General features: G+C 50.1%; 15 protein-coding genes. 7 read left to right on the top strand and 8 right to left on the bottom strand.

Going from position 1 to position 21,461, the window contains the following annotated elements; genetic code table 11:
• Positions 1 to 114: 114 nt before the first annotated feature.
• Positions 115 to 4,638, bottom strand: a complete 4,524-nt coding sequence (locus tag FJM74_RS07350) for a PAS domain-containing hybrid sensor histidine kinase/response regulator (RefSeq protein WP_187261942.1) — start codon at positions 4,636 to 4,638, stop codon at positions 115 to 117.
• Between the two features lie 895 nt (positions 4,639 to 5,533).
• Between FJM74_RS07350 and FJM74_RS07345 the strand changes: the two genes are divergently transcribed.
• Both FJM74_RS07345 and FJM74_RS07340 read left to right on the top strand, forming a co-directional pair.
• Complete coding sequence (locus tag FJM74_RS07345; protein ID WP_187261941.1) at positions 5,534 to 5,812, top strand: hypothetical protein; 279 nt, start codon at positions 5,534 to 5,536, stop codon at positions 5,810 to 5,812.
• Positions 5,813 to 6,503: 691 nt separating this feature from the next.
• Positions 6,504 to 6,749, top strand: a complete 246-nt coding sequence (locus FJM74_RS07340; RefSeq protein WP_187261940.1) for a hypothetical protein — start codon at positions 6,504 to 6,506, stop codon at positions 6,747 to 6,749.
• 150 nt (positions 6,750 to 6,899) lie between these two features.
• On the opposite strand, the gene FJM74_RS07335 is transcribed toward FJM74_RS07340, so the two are convergent.
• From FJM74_RS07335 to FJM74_RS07320, 4 genes are all read right to left on the bottom strand, one after another.
• Positions 6,900 to 9,368, bottom strand: coding sequence for a hypothetical protein (locus FJM74_RS07335; protein WP_187261939.1), 2,469 nt, complete (start codon positions 9,366 to 9,368; stop codon positions 6,900 to 6,902).
• Between the two features lie 17 nt (positions 9,369 to 9,385).
• Positions 9,386 to 10,540, bottom strand: a complete 1,155-nt coding sequence (locus tag FJM74_RS07330) for a DUF4249 domain-containing protein (protein WP_187261938.1) — start codon at positions 10,538 to 10,540, stop codon at positions 9,386 to 9,388.
• 5 nt (positions 10,541 to 10,545) lie between these two features.
• Positions 10,546 to 13,326, bottom strand: coding sequence for a TonB-dependent receptor (locus tag FJM74_RS07325; RefSeq protein ID WP_187261937.1), 2,781 nt, complete (start codon positions 13,324 to 13,326; stop codon positions 10,546 to 10,548).
• Positions 13,327 to 13,520: 194 nt separating this feature from the next.
• Positions 13,521 to 14,261, bottom strand: coding sequence for a hypothetical protein (locus FJM74_RS07320; RefSeq protein WP_187261936.1), 741 nt, complete (start codon positions 14,259 to 14,261; stop codon positions 13,521 to 13,523).
• A gap of 254 nt (positions 14,262 to 14,515) precedes the next feature.
• Between FJM74_RS07320 and FJM74_RS07315 the strand changes: the two genes are divergently transcribed.
• Positions 14,516 to 14,986, top strand: a complete 471-nt coding sequence (locus FJM74_RS07315; protein WP_187261935.1) for an SRPBCC family protein — start codon at positions 14,516 to 14,518, stop codon at positions 14,984 to 14,986.
• Positions 14,987 to 15,518: 532 nt separating this feature from the next.
• Here the strand turns inward: FJM74_RS07315 and FJM74_RS07310 are convergent.
• Positions 15,519 to 16,397 carry an SMP-30/gluconolactonase/LRE family protein gene (locus tag FJM74_RS07310; RefSeq protein ID WP_187261934.1) on the bottom strand — a complete coding sequence of 293 codons (879 nt, stop codon included), beginning with the start codon at positions 16,395 to 16,397 and terminating at the stop codon, positions 15,519 to 15,521.
• A 345-nt stretch (positions 16,398 to 16,742) separates the two neighbouring features.
• Here FJM74_RS07310 and FJM74_RS07305 point away from each other — a divergent pair, with 345 nt between their 5' ends.
• Positions 16,743 to 17,570: a membrane or secreted protein gene (locus FJM74_RS07305; protein ID WP_241738984.1), complete on the top strand. Its 828-nt coding sequence runs from the start codon at positions 16,743 to 16,745 to the stop codon at positions 17,568 to 17,570.
• 242 nt (positions 17,571 to 17,812) lie between these two features.
• Here the strand turns inward: FJM74_RS07305 and FJM74_RS07300 are convergent, their stop codons facing one another.
• Positions 17,813 to 18,271: a YybH family protein gene (locus tag FJM74_RS07300; protein WP_187261933.1), complete on the bottom strand. Its 459-nt coding sequence runs from the start codon at positions 18,269 to 18,271 to the stop codon at positions 17,813 to 17,815.
• 119 nt (positions 18,272 to 18,390) lie between these two features.
• Positions 18,391 to 18,972, bottom strand: coding sequence for a YMGG-like glycine zipper-containing protein (locus tag FJM74_RS07295; protein ID WP_187261932.1), 582 nt, complete (start codon positions 18,970 to 18,972; stop codon positions 18,391 to 18,393).
• Between the two features lie 303 nt (positions 18,973 to 19,275).
• Between FJM74_RS07295 and FJM74_RS07290 the strand changes: the two genes are divergently transcribed.
• The 3 genes from FJM74_RS07290 to ppnP all read left to right on the top strand — a co-directional run bounded on the left by FJM74_RS07290 (position 19,276) and on the right by ppnP (position 21,384).
• Entirely contained in the window at positions 19,276 to 19,641 is a 366-nt protein-coding gene (locus tag FJM74_RS07290) for a hypothetical protein (RefSeq protein ID WP_187261931.1), read from the top strand.
• 281 nt (positions 19,642 to 19,922) lie between these two features.
• Complete coding sequence (locus tag FJM74_RS07285; protein WP_187261930.1) at positions 19,923 to 21,023, top strand: Gfo/Idh/MocA family protein; 1,101 nt, start codon at positions 19,923 to 19,925, stop codon at positions 21,021 to 21,023.
• A 79-nt stretch (positions 21,024 to 21,102) separates the two neighbouring features.
• A complete protein-coding gene (gene ppnP / locus FJM74_RS07280) occupies positions 21,103 to 21,384 on the top strand; it encodes a pyrimidine/purine nucleoside phosphorylase (RefSeq protein ID WP_187261929.1) in 282 nt (93 codons plus the stop codon).
• The last annotated feature ends 77 nt before the right edge of the window (positions 21,385 to 21,461 follow it).

The raw sequence follows: 21,461 nt of genomic DNA, 5'->3' as shown, positions 1-21,461 counted from the left end.
TATCAGATCAGCTCCGGAGGTCGTTTTTCATTAGAATAATTGCTTTCTGAATTGCTAAGGTTGTTAATTATAGAAGTCCATCACTTAAAAGTCCATCAACAACCAACAACCAGGTCACAGTTCTTTCTGTAGTTGCGCCACCACCTGCTCCGATACGCTGGCAACCAGCTGAATCTGCTCCCCCATACGGGAGAGGTTTGTCTGCTCCATGGCATTTTGCTCAATTTCACGAATTACCTTGTGGAGTTTTTCAACACCTATCAGGTCGTAGGTCGGTTTCAGTTTATGGGCCGCCCGGCTCACGCCGGGCCAGTCTGCCGCCTGGTACTTTTGCTCCAGCTCCCTTACTGTCTGGAGCACCGTATCTACAAATATTTGTTTGGTCTTCCTGATCATGGTTTCGTTGCTGCGTGTCATCTTTTCCAGCAGCGACAAGTTGTAGAGCGGCAGGTTTGTTTCTGCTTTAGGCTTCTCTGCAACCGGCAAGGGCTGTTCTTTTGCCTCATCGGGTAAGGCTGCCGGCAGCACGTGTTTTATTTTCTGATACAACTCAGCTTCCTGAAACGGCTTCGACACAAAGTCGTTCATGCCGGCATCGAGGTACTTTTCGGCATCGCCTTTGATCACATTGGCAGTGAGCGCGATTATTGGGACGCCAGCCTTTTTCTGGTCTGAAAACTGCCTGATCTGCTGCGTGGCATCCAGTCCATTTAATTCGGGCATCTGAATATCCATCAGAATAACATCATAGCAATTTCCGGCGGCCATCTCTACGGCCATCGCACCGTTCAGGGCAATGTCTACCGTGGCCCCCCATCCTTCTATGATAGCCTGCGCCAGAAAAACATTGATGTCGTTGTCTTCGGCCAGCAATACCCTCAGGTCTTTGAGTTGCATAAAGACTGGCTCTGCCAGGGGGGCCTGCTCTACCGGCAGCTGGCTCTTTTGGTAGGTGATGGTAAACAGGAAGGTGCTGCCTATTTTCTCTCTGCTTTCCACCCAGATGCGGCCGCCCTGAAGCTCCACCAGGGCTTTGCTAATGTTCAGCCCAAGCCCTGTGCCCCCATACTTGCGGGTGGTGCTGCTATAGGCCTGCGTGAACCCTTCAAAAATGCTCTCCCGTTTATCTTCCGGAATGCCGATGCCGGTGTCCTGCACTTTAAACTCAAGCCGGACCATTTCCGCTGTCTCTTCCAGCAATTGCACCGAGAGCTCCACACGTCCTTCTTCGGTGAACTTGATGGCATTGTTCAGCAGGTTCAGCAAAATCTGGTTCAGCCGGTACGGATCGCCCCACACGGTTAAGTCATCGAATGGGAAAGGCTGCAAGGTATAGCTGATATCCCTTTCCTCGGCTTTATACCGCAGCGTTTCGTAGGTCTGTGTCACCGTGTCTGTCAGGCGGAAAGGAATCCGCTCCAGACAAATTTTTCCGGCCTCCAGCTTAGAGAAATCCAGGATGTCGTTGATCACGACCAGCAGGTTATCGGAGGAGCGCCTGATAATGTTGAGGTAATTTTGCTGGATGGCGTTCAACTCCGTTTTTCCGAGCAGCCCGGCCATGCCCAAAATGCCGTTCATGGGGGTTCTGATCTCGTGGCTCATATTGGCCAGGAAATTTTCCTTTACCCTTGCCGACTCCTCAGCAACTTCTTTTGCCTTTTTCAGCTCCTCCTCAATCAGGATGCGCTCGGTTATATCCTGGGCAATGGCGATTACGTAGGGCAACTCGCCCTGCTCCTGCACCTTGTAGTTCTGGCAGTAGAGGTAGCGCTTTTCATTTTCTTTGTCTACCAGGGTCAGTAAACCTTCGGCGGCAGCCTCCAGCTCAAATTCCTGCAGGTACTCGTTAAAGCTGCCGGAACCGGTAAAAGAAAAGAACTCCTGAAAATGCCTGCCAAGCACCGCCTCTTCAGGGAGCCCCAGCTGGTGCAGCATGTAAGGGTTCACCGTCAGGATATGGCCCTGCAGATCGTGCGTCAGGATGTAAGCCTGGCTGTGCTTTATCAGTTCCCTGTATTTTTTCTCGCTTCTCTTCAGGGCTTCACCGGCTTTTCTACGCTCCGATATGTCCCGTATGGAGGATTGGATTTTATACACCTCGCCGTTCTTCAGAATTGGTTTAATGACAGCCTCCACCCACACATATTCGCCATTCTTTTTTCTCTGGCGCAGCTCCAGCACCACGTTGGTTTTTTTCTCCAGCACTTTTTTCAAACCTTCTTCCTGCACCATCTGCACATCGTTGGGGTGCATGATATCGAAGGGAGATGTACCCACCATTTGCGCCTGCGTGTAGCCGTACATATCTTCTACCGACCTGGAAATGAAAATAATGGTGCCGTCTGTCTCATGCAGGCAAACAATGTCTTTAGAGTTTTCGGAAAGCAGCCGGTATAACTCCTCGCTTTTCTGCAGTTCTTCCTTGGCTTGCTTTTCTGCGGTAACATTAGACCCAATGCTCAGCACATGTACTTTACCGGAGCGCATGAAAAGGGGCTTTTTCACTATCCGGAGCCATACCTGCCGCCCATCTTTCAGTGTGAAAAGCTGCTCGAGGGTATGACTTTGCAAAGTATCTAATACCAATTGGTCTGTTCTGCTTATAACGGCCGAATCATGAAGCAGTGGGAGCAAATCCTTTTCCTTTTTCCCGATGATCTCTTCTACCGGATAGCCTGCGTACTCAGAGAAAGTGGTGTTGGCGTACGAGTAATAGCCCTGGGAGTCTTTCACGTAAATCAGGTTAAAGCTGGTATCCATGATCTGACGGAGCAGCTCATCTTTCTCCTTTAGCAAGAGCTCGTTTTCGCGCTGTTCCGTGATGTTGCGGCTCATCATCATCACCTGGTCATCGCTGTACTTGATGATGCGCGATTCCCAGAACTGCAGCCCCTCCGGCTCGTTGGTTTCATATTCGATGCTGGCGAGTCGCCCGGTCTGCAGCACCTGTTGGAAAGTGGTAAGCATCTTATTAGCCAGTTCCACCGTTGTAAATGCCCGTATGTTTTTGCCGATGACCTTGTTTTCCGGTAGTGCAAGCGGCGTATGGGCCGATTTGTTGATGCCTGTAAATTTTCCCTCCCGGTTCAGGATGAACACCAAGTCAGGAATGGCCTGTAGAATGGCCCTGTTGCTGGCCTCGCTGGCCAGCGCCTCTTCCTGCGCGTTACGAAGAGCTGTAATCTCCTGCCCCGAAGAAACCAACAGTTTCACCTGCCCCTGCTCATCTAGTAGCGGGGATATTTCGCGAATAAAGTGTAAGGGATTTCCTTCCGGGTCGTGGATGGTTTCCGTCATCTGCACAGAGATTTTCTGTTCCAACGCCTTCTGGAGATGTCTGGCCCGGTTATAAAACCGCTCTTTCGGAAGGTTTCTGTGCGCGGCATAGGCTCCATATGCTTTGTCCAGCATCCATTCCCGTATCTCTTTCTCGTTTACAGCGGCAGGATTAACATATTTGTACCGGAGCTCGCTGTCAAAAACAACAATCTCTGAAGGAACTGTGTCCAGGATAGATTCGTAGAAGGCCTTTTGCCGGTCTAGTTGCTGGTGTTGCAGTTTCTGCTCCGTTATATCTACAGCAGTGCCTAAAACCTGTGTAACCTCACCGGCCTTGTTTCGGGCAAACACCGTCTCCCGGCACTCGAGCCATTTTGCCCGGCCCTGCTTATCTCTGACTTTGTAGGAATTACTGACCACCTGGCCGGAAGGCACCCGGACCATTTTTGCCAGATGATGCTCCGCCCGCTCCTTTTCCTCCTCACTTAAAACCCTGAAAAGGAAAGGCCCTCCCTTGGCTTCCACCTCGTGGCTGTTATAACCCAGCACATGTTCCATGTAGCTGTTCGTATACAGCGTTTTTCCCGCAGGGAGCTCATAAATATAAATAATGCCCGGAAAGGTCCGGGTAATACTGTCTAGCAGCTTCTGACTTTCCTTTAGCGCCAGCTGCGCTGATCTGTTGTTTGTAATGTCCGTCAGGTATAGCCAGATAAGGCTATTTGCCGGATCGTGGGTCAGCGAAACATTAAAGAACTGGCGGGCGGAGCAAACCACAAACTTGCCGGCTTTCAGGGTTACATCAGCCTGCTGTATCTTGCGGAGCAACAGTTTCCCGAATGCCTCCTGCCGTTTAGGAGAAAGTTGCTGCACCAGCAGTTGGGCAGCAGCGTTGCGGTGTACCAGTTTGCCGTGGTTGCTCAGGCTCAGGATCGGGTTGGGGCGGTTGCCGGCAAACTCACTTGCCGGGCCGGCAGTTTTTGGTGGTTGCGCATGTGCCGAAGGAACTTGCCGGAACAGCCAGGCTGTTCCGGTCTGGCCGAAGCCTGGCAGCTGCATGTTGGCCATCCTTTCACGCTCAAAGGTACGGGCACCCACAGATACATAATCTTTCGCTTCGGCTGCTTCGCTAAAAGTAACTTTAGGGGGTGTCGCCAGGAAGGCATACGCAGCAAGCGAGCTTATTGGAAGCCCCGCATAATAGCTGGCCGGATGTGGCAGGCCAAGGTAGCCGACGAGTTCCGCATTCATTAATACAATCCTGCCACTGGCATCTGTTACCAGGGCGCCATACTGTAGTTTTCGAAAAAGCATTGCCAGAAGCGCATCGTTCTGATTCTGATCTTGATTAAGCATAGCGTTTTGAGACAGCCTGACTGGTTGAGTTACTATTGAGAAATTACATTTGCCCTGTCCAATTTTTTTCTCTCCTGCCCACCCGTACCTTCTGATTTTTTCTTTTAAAGGAACTTCAGTAAATGCAATTATCGCAATGTACAAAGTAAGTTATTTTAAATTGAAAAATTAAACAGTTGAAAGGAAATCACTTAGCTTCTTTACCCATAACCAGACAAACTGTCAATCTAGCCTGATTCTGTACCGCCTGCACATGCCTGCCTATAAAAGATCCACTACCTGCTTCAAAGCAGGCACCTTCCCACACTCCCTTTTTTATCTAATTTTAACATAATTTAATCTATACATAGCTTACCTTACTAGTAGAGTGAGACTAATAAAAGTGCTGTTCTCTTCTGAGCTGCAGGAAACCCAGGTGCCTTGGGAGCAGCAGCAGAAACCTCCGGAGGGGCAGTTTGATTTGAATAATTATGCACCCTGTGTTAGCATACTTTCTAAACTTTGCTTTTAATTCATTTTCGCTTCCTTTTGTTTCGGATTATTTTATTCAGCAGTCCAGCTCTTTGATTTAACGTATAAAAAACACTAATTATATAAGTACCTAAGAATACGGAGCGTTGAATCTTAATTAGATTACGAAACAACCAAACTTCTAGTGTTTCTACTGATTATTTTTCAACATGCATACTATTTAATCATTTTTTAATATATTTATGTCGAATTATGCAAGTACAAGAAAGCTACTGTGTACAACAAATCAAGTTCTAAGATTCAGATTTACTTGCAGTTATAACATCATTTTTCCTTAAAAAATTATGAGTTTGCTTGAACTTAAAAATGTCGACGAATGTATTTCAATTGATTAAACAATTCTCCTTCAAAATATAACCTGTTTATGATCATTAGCTCAAACGAAAACAAACGAAAAAACGATACGCCAGGCGAAGGCACATATGTTTATGCTTTATATTTAAATGGCAAAGCAGTGCTGGTAGGTCAATGCACAGATATCCGTACCATGGCCGTGAGTAAAATCACGGAAAGAGCGGTGGAGTTCGAGAAAATCACCTACACTTTTATGGAGGGCGTGCAGCCATATTCTCACGAGGCAAACCTGATGGAGTCTGTAGCCAGAAACATGCTGATTCCTGCCTTAAAAGAACAACTGGTATAATTTCCCGGTCAATAATGTCCTTTCTAGAGCACTTTCAAAAGAAATTTTGGAAGTGCTTTTTTCTAGTGCTGCTCCAAATTAGAAACAAATGGTACGCACCAATTATCAGGAAGTCCTGCTGTAGCGGTCTTACCTTGTAAGGCCGAAGCCGTTTAGCCTTAGCTGTTGGAGCTTGCGTGGGTATCAAATCATTTCCCAGAACAGATCGCGCATTGGTTCATTATCCAACCACGTTACAGGGAGACGCCGCTGCAGAGAGCAACAGTAGCCTCCCGAGGGCCTCTTTCATTCAAATAATTGCCTGAAAAGGAAGCTATTGATCAAGGTGCGTAACATCAGCTAATGAGTTAAGGCCCGAGTGCTGCAGATTGGCCCTGACATCCCCGAAACCGGAATGGCAATCTGTCTGATTATGGTTTCGGGATAATAACGGAGCTGCCCTACCAGCAATATGGTCCATACCCAGATCCTCCGTACCCGAAAGGCATCAGGCTTACCCTTCTCCACAACATTATTCCCTGAACCGCCATACATAAAAAATCATGCGGAACGCTGCTGCCTTACACTAACACCTAAACAGGGGCTCAAATCATTTCCTGGCCTAATGCCGTACTATAGGAAATTGTGAACAGGTCTGTTTCAACTGAGATCCTGCTACCTTTCACATATCGTTTAACTTAGTTAAGAGCATATGAAAAATATATTATTATCGGGTTTTTTTGCGCTTGGTGCCATATTTCTTTTTTCGTGCGAGAGACAAGGCAGAGGCGATGACGCAACCGTGCTGGACGATGAAGACAATAAAAAAGTAGTTGCCCGCGACACTATCGTGACCGAGTATGATGTGGAGGAAACGGTGGTGGAGTACGACACAACCACCAGAAGGCGTACCGTAGATCCGGAACGTGAGCGCGACCGTGATGACCGCAAGAATTGATTTTTCTGGTCATTTACCAGTAGCTCTGAAGCATCCTGCTCCGGAGCTACTGGCAAAAAAGAGGGAGCAGAGCCTACGCATCTGCTCCCTCTTTTTATGCCCGCTAACCAGCACAGCGGGCATAAAAAGATCTGTGGCTTCAGTTGCCTCCTATAACGGTTGCTTTACCTCTATTGAAAATATTTTGCTTCCTGCCAGTCCCGCTTTCGATATACCCTGCAGCACTACCAGGTAAGTTCCTGCCTGATCTGATGTAGAGAACTCAAGCGTTGCCTTCCCGTTTTCACCTGTTGCAATGTCTGGAGCCCAGTGCAGCAGTTTGCGCTGGTCTGCCAGGCGGCTCCGCTGTTCAGGTTCGGAGGCATAAGCTGGCGCATAAAACTCCCGCTGCAGCTGCAGGCCTTCATATTCGAGCAGCAGCGAGCGCGGGTCCAGCTGAAAACCTTCCAGGTCGCCCTGGTAGGTAGAGAGGCTCACGATACCTTTATACACCATGGGGCCATGAAAATACTTTTCAGCCACCACCTCCAGCTTTTGTAGTTTAAGCGGGTCGATGGCCATTGCCTTGTTCATATCAAATACCGGAACGCCATCGAGCAGCACCAGCGGGTTATCGGCAAAAATGGTGTTGCCCGGCCGGTCCAGCACGGTAAGGTGATAGTCGCCTCTGCGTTTACGGGCCCGCACGGCGGTCACGTATTCGTGCAGCACCTCCTCCAGCTGCTTAAAACGTGTGTAATCATCCAGCAGATAACGCTCAGCCGGAGTACCGAAGAAAGCGGTGCTATCTACTCCTGGGGTGCGGAAAATGTGCTGTTTGTCCTCGTAAAAAGCCTGCTGCACCTGCACCTCCAAGTGCCGTTGCACCAGTTCCTGCTCCTGGCGTGCTGAAACGGCAAAGGCAGGGAGCTTTGTAAAACTGTACTGCTCCGAAAAAGGACTCAGCACCTGTAGCTGGTAGCTGCTGTCGTGCAAGGTATTGGTTTGCACCACAATTTCTTTAGGGCCAAAAAAGTCTTTTACCTCAAACTGTATGGTGCCATCGGCGGAGCTCGTGGCATTATAATGGCGCACGTGCCGGCCAGGAGCAGCCAGGTAGGCGGTAACTCCTGGGGCAGGGCCATCCGTAACTTTATGCGTCACCTTGCCCCGGATAAAATGTCCGTCGTATTCAGGTGCAAACGCAAAGGCAGGCGTTTTATCTGCCAGCACATCTTCCCAGCGGAAACGGCTCCAGCCATGTGTCAGCATCAGGTTGTCGAGTGCTTCGTCAGCCTCCGGGCCTGTTGCGGTCAGGTAGTAGGCCGGGTTCTCGATCGTTCCTTTCAGGTCGGAGGTGAGCCAGATAAAACTGCTGATATCGGCTGGCGTAGCAACGGTTGGCAACTGATCCAAGCGGTAAACTGCCATGGAAAGATTGGCTGGTGTTGCTTTTCCGGCACCGGCTGTGGTCAGGAGCTCCAGCGTCACTTTATCGCGTGTGTTGAAGTAACTTTTTTCAGCCTTTGCTTCTATTTCGAGTTTGGTGGCCGGCCTTTTAAAATACAGACGCTCACTTACCGGCTTCTTCAACGCATTAAATGCAGTAAAGTGTGTTATTCCATCTGCCAGCGCAGCTTTCTTTACCGTAAAGCTGGCCTTACCGCCGGCAAGCATTCCTGCCTCCGCTACGGCTATCATTTGCCGGGCATGGCCCAACAGATACACCGGCTCCGCCTGCTGGCTGGTAGCCTGCACCGTTACCTTAAGGTCTGTGGCAGATGCGTCTTCTACCTGAACCGCGTAACCATGCGCGCTGGCTGCAGGTAAGGCTTGTGTAAGCATCGCCCCCCTTAACGGCATCTTAACAAGGGCTGTGTACGTCTGGTTATCGGCTGGCGTAAACAAAAAGCTCCCCATGCCAAATTTCAGTGTCCGGAACCGGGCTACTACTTCTCCTTCCTGGTTTACCACCTCTCCCTCGCAGTTTAGGCCCTTTCCAGTCTTTTGGTCTACTGCCTTAAAAGCGACCTTACTTTCTACGCCGCTTACCAGGTGGCCGCCTTCCGGGAAAAACTGCAGGGCAAAAGCCGCTGTGTCTTTAACTGGTTTTAAGCCAAGGTTAGTAAACGTATTTACGATGGTTACAGGCTGCTCGAAATAGAAATCCGGGCTAAAGTTCTTCATCCAGCTTGTGTACGCCCGCACGTTGTAGTTGCCGGAGGCAAGTGTGAGAGGAAGCACAAAAGAACCATGCCCTATACCCTCTCTAAGGGCTATTTTTGCCTGCAGCACCGGTTGGTTGGCAGTATCAAGCACTTCCACGTACGCAACTTTGCTCAGGTCCAGGGGCTGGTGCAGCGTCCCGTCCAGGTTGTAAAGCTTAAGCCACATGGTTTCTCCGCTTACATACGACGGCCTATCGATGTGCAGGAACAGCTTTTCCTGCATTATCTCTTTTCGGTGCTTGTCGAAACTGCTGACGATGCTTGTAAGCGGGTTCGCCCCCTGGCCAACCGTCCTGCTACCTGTAGCACAAAAGGCAACAAGAAAGAGCAGGCACCTGATTAACTTCAGAGAGTGACGGCTGACAGGTTTACTTGCGCGTGCTATTATTTGAGAGATTAAATTCGCCTTCATGGTTATCAGGTTAGAAATTACTGCGGCCAGAATTCAGGCCTTACATTGGTGCCGTATTCTCTGCAATCCACACAGCCTCTGAACTTGGCCTGATAGCCCAACAGCACATTGCCTTCGCCCAAAATTCGCTTTTTCAACACATAATATTTTTCGTTTTTCATTTTTTCTACGGCGCCATTTACTGGCAGATTAGTCGAATCTGCCACGCAGAGAAGGCGGGGCGCCTGCCAGTTTTTCGGCAGCTCCGATTTACTCACAAACATCCGCTTCTCTGTTGCAGAATTAGCACTCACAAATCCTATCACCAGTTCGTCCGGCTCCGAAAGACTTTGGATATTACCTGTGAGCTGCGATGGCAGCGGGTCGAAAAGGCTCCCGATGTCTTCTGTGTTTCGCTTCAGGTTTTCCCAGTACTCGTATGCCGCACGGGTCTGTGCAAACTGCCTCACCAGAATGCTGTACCCGATGCGCAGCTTATCTGAATCTGACGCGATTTTATGAACTGGGAAATTGCGGAGAATATCACTGGCATTTTTTGTAGTAGTACCCAAACGAATAGTGGTAGACGGCTCCGTTCTCCAGCAGGTATAAATATTTTCGCTCTCAGGCGTAATGTCCCGAACCTGGCCGTTTACTATTTCCACGGTGGCTTTCTCCGCTGCTGTAAACTCCCAGGTTTCTTCGTACTCCCAGCGGTAATAGCCGGTGTTGTTCTGATCGTCGTGCGTGCTGACGGTTATCAGCAGGCCATCGCTCTCTGCCTGCCAGGCCACCTCATCTATCTGGGGTGTAGGCGTAGCGGGTACAAAGTCGGAGGCATATTCCCGGCCGTTAGTTGTTTTAATGTAAAGTCGGTACTGCCGCTCCGGGTTTAGCGACTGAAGCCTGGCAGCATACACACCTGCCGTTAGCTCCGGCAACGCATACCCTGCGCCTCCCTCCTCTTCTACCACTACCGTGGCACCTGATTCTGCAGCAGGCTCCCCTTTCTCCGTCAGGTTCTGGGTGCGCGATAGCCGGAAGGTGGTCAGTTCGCCGCCGCTGTTAATATAGCCATCTACTACCAGGTAATTATTTGGCCGCTCTACCACCTCCGGCTGAAACGGATCGATGCAGCTGCCAAGCAGCAGCAGGAAGAGCCAGAGAACAGGCGTGCGAAGCTGAATATTCATGCGGCTTAAAATTTAAAGTTATAGGTTAAAGTCGGGATAGGCTGGCCGAAAATAGAGAGCTGGTACCCTCTGATCTCACCCTCTTCTGCTTTAAAGAAAACAGAGTAAGGATTTTTACGCCCGGTCAGGTTATAAACGGCCAGTGTCCAGGAGCTGTGGGCCAGTTTCTGGATGCGGTGGTTTCCTTCCAGGTTAATGGCGATGTCGGCGCGGTAATAGTCTGGCACGCGGTAAGCGTTGCGGTCGGAATAAAGTACGCGCTGGCTGTTGCCGTACTGGTATCTGGCTATGGGCAGCGTAATGGGCCGGCCGGTGCTGTAGGTGAAGTTAAACGAGGTGCTGATGCGCTTGCTGAACTGGTAGTTGCTGATCAGGGTAAAATCGTGCGGCTTGTCGAAATTGCTCGGGTAGTAGGCGCCGTTGTTGATCACCTCGGCCGTTGCCGAGGTGTTTACCCGGATCAGGGTGCGGGAGTAGGTATAGCTGATCCAGCCGTTGAGCCTGCCCGACAGTTTTTTCAGCATCACTTCGGCGCCGTAGGCTTTGCCCTGCGCGTTTACCACGTCGGTTTCTATGTGGTGGTTCATAAAAAGGGAAGCTCCGCTTTTATAATCCAGAAAGTCGCGCATGGTTTTGTAATAGCCCTCTACCGACAGCTCCAGCGTGTTCGCTCTGAAATTCTGGTAATAGCCCAATGCCACCTGGTTGCCCACCTGCGGCCGTATATTGGAGTCGCTCAGCTTCCAGACATCTGTAGGCGACATAGACACGGTGTTGGAGAGCATGTGGATGTACTGCCGCAGCCGGTTATAGCTCAGTTTTACCGACGAATTATCTGACAGCCCGTAGCGGGCTGAGAGCCGGTACTCCGGGCCATGGTAAGTGGCAAACGGATCGCCGGCTTTGTAGTAGGCAGTGTCCTGCACGGTAGTTTCTGTTCGGGGCGCATCGGTGGCGTAGCTCAGCACCCTCCTCGGCCCCAGGGCATTATAAAGCGAATAACGGAGTCCTGCCTCCACCGAAAGACGATCGGTGAGATCAAACTTCTCCGACAGGTAAATGGCTGTTTCCAATGCCTTCTCGTTCTGCAGCTTATCGGGAGCTACCAACGATTCTGGGCTGTTCGGCATAAAGCTGCCTGGAGAGACACTGTATAGAATGGAGTTGATGCCAAAATTGATTGTTCGCTTCGGATTCGGGAAATACGTAAAGTCTGCCTGCACATTGCCCTGGTTCATGCCAAAGTCCAGCTCAAAAGCATTCTCAGGGTTTTTGTTGCTGGTAATGCCGTAGCCGTAATGGCTGAAGGCTCCTGTAAACTCCCCAAACAGCTTTTCGTCAAAGGTGCGGTTCCACTTAACGCTGGCATTATGATTTGAGAACCGGTACAAGGTATCGGCGCTGAGCCGGAAGGCGTCTTTGCTGGTATAGCCGGTCACGCTGAGGCTGTTCTTTTCATCGATCTCGTGGCTTATGTGTGCATTTACATCATAAAAAGAGGCGGTGCTGCTGTTAAAAGAATCGCTGGGCAACTGCCGGAGCAGCCAGTTGGAGTAGGTGCTTCGGCCTCCTATAATAAAGGATGTTTTGTCTGATACGATAGGCCCTTCCAGGGTGAGCCGGCTCGTTAATAGCCCGATGCCACCAGCGCCTGCCAGTTTCTTCTTGTTTCCTTCGCGTGTTTTAATTTCGAGCACAGAAGCCAGCCGCCCGCCATAGCGAGCCGGAATAGCGCTTTTAAACAACTCGGCCGACTGAACAATATCGGGGTTAAAAGCCGAGAAGAAACCGAACAAATGCGAGGGGTTGTAAATAGTGGCACCGTTAAAGAGAATCAGGTTCTGGTCGGTGGACCCGCCCCGCACATTCATACCAGTACTGCCCTCTCCCACTGATTTCACACCGGGCAAGGTAAGCACCACCCGCAGAATATCGGATTCGCCGAAGGCAGTCGGTACCTGTTTGATGGTTCTGATATCGAGTTTCTCCACCCCCATCTGCAGGCCCGTTACGTTTTTGTCTTTGTCGGCCTCCACCAGCACCTCCTTCAGCATTCGGGCATCTTCTTCCAGGGCTATGTCTAACTTGCCGTCGGAGTGGAGCAGTATCTGGCGTTTGGTGGCTTGCATGCCCATCCCTTTTATGATCAGTTGATGGCGGCCCACCGGCAAACTGAGCGTGTAGAACCCATCCTGATCCGACACGGTGCCGATCATGGGAGACTCCAGGTACACCGACACCCCAATCACAGGCTCTCCGGTGGCGGCATTGTGCAGGCGCCCCGACAGAGTTGCTTTACCAGCCGCTTTAGCTGATCTGACGCCGACCTCATAAAGTTTTAGTTCAGAAGATGCCCTTCGTCTGCTCCCCACATCAGCAGGCATAAAGTCTGACGCCAACACTGGCCGTTTCTCCGTGGTTCCTGTTTGTATTTCGAAGAAGCCTTCCGGCAGGTTCACCTGTATCTGCTTCCCTTTGGTGATGTACACCTTATTCTGGGCATCGATCGCAAATTTAAAGGCTGTGTTCCCAAGCACCTGCTCCAGCACCGTTTCCAGCGGCTTATCCTTCACCTGCACCGTCACTGTCAGGCTGTCTAAATAGGCAGGGTTGTAGAAAAAGCGGTAGTCTGTGGCAGCCTCTACTGCCCTGACAAACTCCGGGAATGGCTGCTGGTTCAGGCTTACACTTACTGGCGGCTGCTTCGCCTCCTGGGCAAAGGCGTGCGGAAGGCAGCTGATAGCTGTAAGTAGGAGCAGTAAAATGCCTCTGTAGAATTGCCTCATGTAGCGTTTCAGAAAGTAGTATCTTCTAAAAAAAGTGTTTTGCTTACTAAAAACCGGAGGTGCATCAGCAGCAGCTTTTGCCTCCGGAGGGTTGTTTTTATTAGAATAATTGAGCGACCAGAGGTACAGCAGCAGCTACATTTACCTCGGGAGGGCCGTTTTCATTAGAATAATTGCGTGGCAGGCCCTGCATGCTATAGCTGCTGCGCATCATAAAATGTAGCAGCTTCTATTATGGCTGCCTCTTTTTGCTTGCTGAACCGTAGTTTCTGAGCGTTCAGGTGCTTTTTCAGCGGCTTCTTCTCGTCTTTAAACACTTTCAGCACAGCGCTTTGGCTGCCTACCGGGTGGTAGCGGCCGTCTTTCAGGATATAATATTTGTTTACCGGTACATAAAAGCCGGTCATTTGCCCTTTTTCCACCAGTTCCTGCGGCTGCTTGGAGCGTTTGGCATATACTTTTGTAGTTTGGCTGTACAGCAGCTCATACATGCCAGGCTGGAGTGGCGTATTTGCCAGGCTGTCTTTCGGCAAGTGCACAAAGGTGTGACCTTTTATAGAAAAGGAAGTCAGTTTCTCAGGCAGCAGCTTTTGCAGGGCACCTTGATTGGCCGTTATCACCTCGTCTGTTATGAGGTCGTAGAGCAAAGGAACCCCGGTGTGCCAGGCCCCGTCGTAAAAAGCAGCCCCTTCCGAAAGCGAATCTGTTATGAAAAACTGGTGATCTCTGAAGTAGTGCTTGCTGTGGTTGATATACGCCGGCCCATTAAAGAGATGCGACTGCTCCCCCACCGCCTGCCGGTACACCGCCAGGGCCTGCGCCTTTGCCGGACTTAAAAAAGCTGTGTCGGGTGCGGCAGACTGCGCAAAAGCGGCATGCACCGCCAAAACCGCTGCCACCAGGCTTCCGAAAGAACAGGAGATTTTAACCTTCATAATCTGCTGATATCATGCTCTATCTTGAACAAACATTTGCTAGGAACTTGTGAATATATGAATTTAATTTTTATTAGCAAAAATAGTATCCGGACGAATATTCATAAAATTTATAATTTCTTTTTTTACTTTGGAGAGGAAGCTATAGGTGGAAGGTGCCATGCCAGGGTTCGGAACAAGAGTTTATGTAGTATATTTGCACAAAAACGGCCACTACCTGCTCGGTTCACCAGCCCGTAACCTTTAAACCGACGATGCCCCTCATTACCCAGCAATTTATAGTAAACGCCCCTATTGAAATCTGCTTCGACCTTTCCAGAAGCATTGAGCTGCACGTTATCTCTACCAGGCACACAGGGGAGCGTGCCATAGCTGGCGTAACCACAGGCCTGATCGGGCTGCACGAAACCGTAACCTGGCGGGCACGGCATTTTGGCATCTGGCAAACCCTGACAAGTAAAATCACAGCCTACAACAGGCCTTATTATTTCGCCGATGAAATGGTCAGCGGCATTTTTAAAAGTTTCCGGCACCAGCACCTGTTCGAGCAGGTGGCAGGCGGCACCCGCATGACCGACATCTTCGACTTCACCTCCCCCTTAGGCCTGTTAGGGTCGCTGGCCGACAAGCTTCTACTGGAGCACTACATGACCCGGCTGCTGAGGAAAAGAAACCAGGTGATTAAAGAATATGCCGAAACCGGGAAATGGCACGAAGTTTTTTAATTTGAAGATTTCCCGATTTGGACACTTGAAGATGTGAAAATTTGAAAACGGATGACCAGGCAGCCTTAAAGAAATACTTGTCTTTTTTCGGGTGTACGACAGCGTGTACAGTTTTCAGCTGAAAACAATCTCAGCGAGGCTACGCTTAGGGGCTACGCCAAATTAGAAATTTTGGAAGGCTGCGGCACCTCTTATGCTGCACTAATCCTGAGAATCCTGTAAATCTTTGGGGTAGAACCCTATAGAAAGGTCCAGGCAAAAAGCATCTAGCGCCATACATGCCAAAAATCCTCCGGAGGGCCTTATTCATTCGAATAATTGCTCCCGGATCCGAGAAGGAAGGCTGAAGTCTTTTATCTGACATCTTCTCAATAACACCTTTGCTTTGAATTGAATACCTATACTCACAGGCCTAAAAGCCAACAGGGCAGGCTCAAGATAGCCTGCCCTGTTGGAGCAAAATTAGTAAACAGCTGCCTCCGCTTAGGTAGCCCCTGTGCAGCAAAAGTGCTGTTCAGCTTTTAGCAGTACCTTAGTATCTGAGCTTATAGGCCACCACCTTGTTGTTTCGGAAGGTAGGGACCAGCACCAGTTGCTCGTCTGCTATATAATCTATGTCGGCTGTGTTGGCTCCCTGGTCTTTGGTGTCGAGCAGGAGGTGCTCTTTTCCGTTGCGGATTAAATAAACCTCGCCATCCCAGCGGCTGGCAATAAAGGTGCTGTCGTCCAGAATCACCAGACCGTCTCCGCCGGTTACGGCTTCGTTCAGCGTCTCGGTGTTTTCATCGGCCATTATGTAGCGGTGGAGCCCTTTTCCATCTAACAGAAACAGTTGTCCTTCGTCGTTAAAGGCGAGTCCGTTAATATTCTCCAGCCCCTCGGCCACCAGCGTCACCGTGCCGTTCTCAAGCGAATGCACCTTGCCTGTTCTGGAATCAGAGAAATAAACCACTTTTCCGTCTGTAGCCGCATCGTTCAGGAATACAGCATCCTGCACGGGGTAGCGCTTGGTTATTTTTCTGCTGGCTACATCAATCTCAACCAACTCATCTATATCGGTCACAAACAGTTTGCCGCCCATTAGTGCCATTCCTTTGGGGGCATTCAGGCCGGTTACCCACTTATGCTCAGTTATTGCACCATCCGATTTCATGGTAGAGATAAACCCCACCCCGTCTTTCTCTGACGAATTGCCACTGATATTGCTGACATAGATTATTTTGGAGTCTTTGTCGTACAGCGTCGATTCAGCTGTTGTCATCACACTGTCCGTTTCCCAAACTTTGGTGAGTGTCGGCGTGAGCGTTTCCGATTCGGCCACCGCTGTCTCTTCTGTTTCCTGCTTTTCGGTTTGGGTAGAGCAGGAATAGAAAACAGCCGAAGCTACAGCAATTACAAATATTCTTTTCATAGCAAAGTCTTAAAAAAAGCTTTTTAGATTAACAATGTATAATATTACCAACAGTTAATAGAAATAGCAAAATAAAGATATTAATTCTTATGCCGCCCGCACTGGTGGCACGGGTAATCTCCAGCTCAAAAAGCCGTCTCATACTGTTAACGGGTCTACAGGCAGGAGCAGCATCAGAGGGTCGTGGGGCCCTGTTTCATTTAAATAATTCGACAGGCGGTCTTCCCAGCCGTGTTCTGCGGCAACACAGATCGTTGCAAACCAGTACTATAAGCGAACTTCAATGTATTCGTTTCGTTGTACTTAAAAGCCAATTGAAATATTCTTATGAGAACCTATAGACGAATGCCCGTTAAAAAGATGCTATGCCTGTGCCTGGTCCTGCTGATGGGCTTTACCATGCCTGAAAAAGAAACCGTAGCAACACCAGACAACCTGCTCACGACACAGCAGTCCACTAAAGCGGCCACAGCACTGGAGGGAGCCTGGAAACTTAGCAATCGCACAGGCAACAACGGCAAGGCTACAGCCGGCGAAACAGCGGTAAAACTGGTGGCAGACGGCTTCTTCTCGGTGGCCATTTACGACAAGGAACAGAAAAATTTCAAGGGCACTTATGGCGGCACCTATACCGTAGAGAATGGCAGGCTGATAGAAAAATTCGAATTCAACACCCTCGACTCCACCGCTGTTGGCAACACCGTTACCAGTTCGTATAAGCTGCAAAAAAACAGTTTGCAGCAAAATTCAGGAGCGGGAACCACCGAAACCTGGGAGAAAATTCCGGCTGGAAACGACCAGACACCGCTGACAGGGGCCTGGCGCATCAACGGCCGCGAAACAAAGGAAGGCCAGATGGGCACCATTACCCCCGGCCCGCGCAAAACTATTAAGATGCTGGCGGGCAACAGGTTCCAATGGATCGCCTTCAACTCCGAAACGGCAGGATTCTTTGGTACCGGCGGCGGCACCTACACCACCCGTAATGGCAAGTACACCGAAAACATCGAGTTCTTCTCCCGCGACTCCAGCAGAGTTGGCCAGCAACTCACCTTCGATTATGACCTGAAAGAGGGCGACTGGCACCACAGCGGCCTCAGCAGCACCGGCAACAAGATAAATGAAATCTGGCAGCGCCTATCAAAATCAGGACGCCGGCAGGAAGCCAAGTAGTCTTGCATTACCGGCATCGTGCAGCAGGAATAAGCTCTGGAGGGGCATTTTTATTTGAATAATTCATCTGCAGCCTGCCTCGTTACTCTCTTCCTAACCGGTAGCCGTTTGTATCTGCCACATACAGGAGCGTCTACAACAGCAAAGGCCGGCAATTATGCCGGCCTTTGCTGTTGTAGACGCTCCTGCATAGATGTTTCTATGCCTTTGGTGCCATGCGTTTTCTCCTGTTCAAGGTGTCTTTATTGATTTTTAACCTGCACCGGCAGCCCTTCCAGTTGGGCATAGCTGAGTTTCCATGCGCCATCAGCTCCTTTTTTCCAGAGCAGGATATAATTCCCTTCCCCGATACCATAAGGCTGATCTGGTCCGGCAGGTAGTACATCCACAGAGTAAGTGCCTCCTTCGTAGGCAAGCTGGCTATCGGTTCCGGAGCTAACGACATTGGTCTTCAGGTCGGTGATGGTGCCAATTGTTTCCCGCACCCACTGCTGCGCAACTTCTGCCTTGCCCCGGTAGTGCACCTCTCCCTGCAGAAAGTGCACATCATCTGCCAGCATGGCGTCCAAACCCGAGGCATCTTTATTATTCCAGGCGCTGATAAACTGCTGGTTCAGCGCCTGCACATTCACCGCTTCTTCTTTGCCGGAGCAGGATACAAAAACGAGGGCTATAACGAAACTATAGAGTATTGATTTCATAACATTACGTTGTTAGTTGAGAATAGGCAGGATTACTACCTTAATTGAAAGGCGGCAGCTGCCTCTATGCAAAAACCCAGGCGCACGCGCCTGGGCTAACGCTATAGTAAAACTTCTGCTTACCAGCTTTTCCTTCTGTACTCCGAGCTAGCATAAGGCTTGGTGCGATCGCCATAGTTTGGGTTAGGCAGGTACGCTGCACTTAGCATGTTTGGCACAATATTGCCATTAGCATCATACACAGAAGTGAAATTGGCCATTTCGAACTCCCCTTGTGCTGGGGCAGCAGCATAGGCCTGGCTTGTATAAACATTTTTGGCTGGAGCGGCAGGTTTGCTGGTGGCCACAGCCCGGCTGGTTTCGGCCCTGTTTGACCTGGCTCTTTCTGCAGCAGCCCTATCGGCGGCGGCTCGGTTGGCAGCGGCTATGCGGGCGGCCTCTGCTTCTTTTTCCTTATTTTTATTGTCGATGTGCTTGCCAATGGCATACCCGGCGCCGCCGCCAACCACACCACCTACAACACCACCCACCACGCGGTTTCTTTTATGGATAACAGCACCCGCCGCAGCGCCGGTGCCGGCACCTATTACAGCACCTTTTGCCTGGGGGCTCCACTTTTTCTTTTCCTGAGCCTGTACATCACTGGTACCTGCGATGGCTACCATCAGCATCATACTCATTATTAAGGTGACCTTTTTCATAACATCATTCATTAAGTTGAAAAACTTATTTGCTATATAGCGGAGCATTTGCAATTGGCGTGCCATAATCTTCTTTTTATACTATCATACCAAGGGACATCTTCATTAAATCTAATTTAAAGCGCCGCTAAATCTAAAAAAAGCACTAACAAAACTGTGGTATAAACGGTTGTTGGCCACAACTTCAGGCTACAGAACCAAATTGCTGCCGTGGCTTTAAACAGGTGATTTCCTGATCATAAGCAGGTCTCAGCTGACTTTCTGCCGGGTCTTTCGTAAGAACTTTAAAAAACTTTACCAACAATGGAAAATCAGCAAAATAAAGGTCTGGCCATATTTAAGCAGATTTGCGAGGTGAATGAACTGGACCCGGAAACGGTACGGGCGGAGGCGCAGAAAAATCACTCTGAAAAAATGAGGGCAAGGTCTGAAGCCGAAAAACTTGTCTGGACTGCGCTGGATCTGCGGGCCAGAGCACTACTGCAGAAAACAGGCGCTAAGACCATGGAATCGATTAAGGGAGATGGCGGGGAATATTCGATAGATGCTGACCCGGCTGCCCCTGGCTTTGTTGTTAACGAGGATACCATCCGCAGCAAGCACCAGGCTTCGATAGCTGAGTACATCATAGAAGCGCTTGCCGGAGTAAAGCTGCCCGTGCAGGCCTGAGAAAGACAGAATGCAGGTCATAAAGGATCTCGCAGCAATTATTCGAATCAAAATGGCCTTCCGGAGCTGGCTTGGCACGAGCGGAAACAAGATGGCAAAGGGCAACACATCCTGCTCCTTTTGCGGACAGTGGACCTGCGCCCGGGCTAATCGGTTAGTGGAGCATGGGCCATGAAACAAGTATTTTTACGGGTGCCGCCGCTTCTTCTACAACAGAATGCAACAATAGAAAGTATAACGTTGAGTTAACCTGTCCTATCAACCATTAATTTCCGGAATCTATGACCAGTTTTTCCCGCAGAAACCTCCTGAAGAGCCTGGCCTTGGGCAGTGCCGCCGTCTTATTCTCGCCCCATACGCTTCTTTCTGCCACGCGGCCACAGAAAACCCAGCTTGGCGTGGCGCTCGTGGGCCTCGGCCACTACAGCACCGATCTGCTCGCCCCGGCCCTGCAGCAGACCAAACATTGTTACCTGGCCGGAATCGTAACCGGCACACCTGCCAAAGCCGAAGCCTGGAAACAGAAATACAACATCCCCGATAAGAACATCTACAACTACGACAACTTTGACCAGATAGCCAACAACCCCGACATTGATGTGGTGTATGTGGTGCTGCCGCCGTCGATGCACCGCGAGTATGTGGTGCGGGCAGCCAACGCGGGCAAGCATGCCTGGTGCGAAAAACCCATGGCCATGACGGCCCAGGAGTGTAAAACAATGATTGATGCCTGCAACAAAAACAAAAAGTCGCTGGCCATTGGCTACCGCATGCAGCACGAGCCGAACACGCAGGAGTTTCAGCGCCTTGTAAAGGAGAAGCTGCTCGGAAATGTGCAGCAGGTAACCTGCGGAGCCGGCTACCGCGACCGGCGCACCGACCACTGGAAACAGAAAAAGGAGATGGGCGGAGGCGCGCTCTACGACATGGGGGTGTATTCTATTCAAGGAGCCCGTCTTGGCACCAACATGGAACCGATTGCCGTGGTATCGGCCGAAACCTCCACTACCCGGCCCGAAATCTATAAAGACGGCCTCGACGAGACCACGACGGCCATTCTGGAGTTTCCGGGCGGCGTGATGGCCAACATTAAAACCAGCTTCGGCGAGAGCATCAACTACCTGAACATCTCCTGCCAGAAAGGAGACATAAAACTGGACCCATTCCAGAGTTACGGCGGCATAAAAGGCAGCAGCCCATTAGGCGAAATACACCACACCTATGAAGTGCCCTGGCAGCAGGCCAACCAGATGGACAACGACGCTCTCTCGATTATGCAGAACAAGCCCATGCTGGTGCCAGGCGAAGAAGGTATGCGCGATATCCGGATAGTGGAGGCCATCTATAAATCAGCGCGTACCAGGCAACGCGTAAAGTTGTAAGCCCGCAAAAAGTTGTTTGGAGTTGATGCTAAAAAAACCCTTACTTAGCAGCCTGAATCAACCAAACCAACAAGATCACATGATTAAGGTAAACGAATATTTTGATGGTGCTGTAAAGTCGCTGGGCTATAACACGGAGGCCGGCAGGTCTACCGTTGGCGTAATGGACAAAGGTGAATTTGAGTTTGGCACCTCCGAGCATGAAACCGTGCTGATAGTAGAAGGTGAACTGACTGTGCTGTTACCCGGCGCGCAGGAGTGGCAGGTGTTTGGCCAGGGCCAGAAATTTGAAGTGCCGGCTCATGTTTCTTTCAAAGTACGGGTAGCGGCACCTACTTCTTACCTCTGCCAGTACCGGTAATAGGCTTCGCCTGAATTAAAAATTCAAAATTAGAAATTAAAAGTGATGTAGGAGGTGTTGCTGATTTCCTGCTGTCT

Origin of the sequence: Pontibacter beigongshangensis, assembly GCF_014332515.1 — a bacterium.
Taxonomy (GTDB): domain Bacteria; phylum Bacteroidota; class Bacteroidia; order Cytophagales; family Hymenobacteraceae; genus Pontibacter; species Pontibacter beigongshangensis.
The sequence above is the reverse complement of the archived record's forward strand: the minus strand, read 5'-3'. Positions and strand labels throughout refer to the sequence as shown.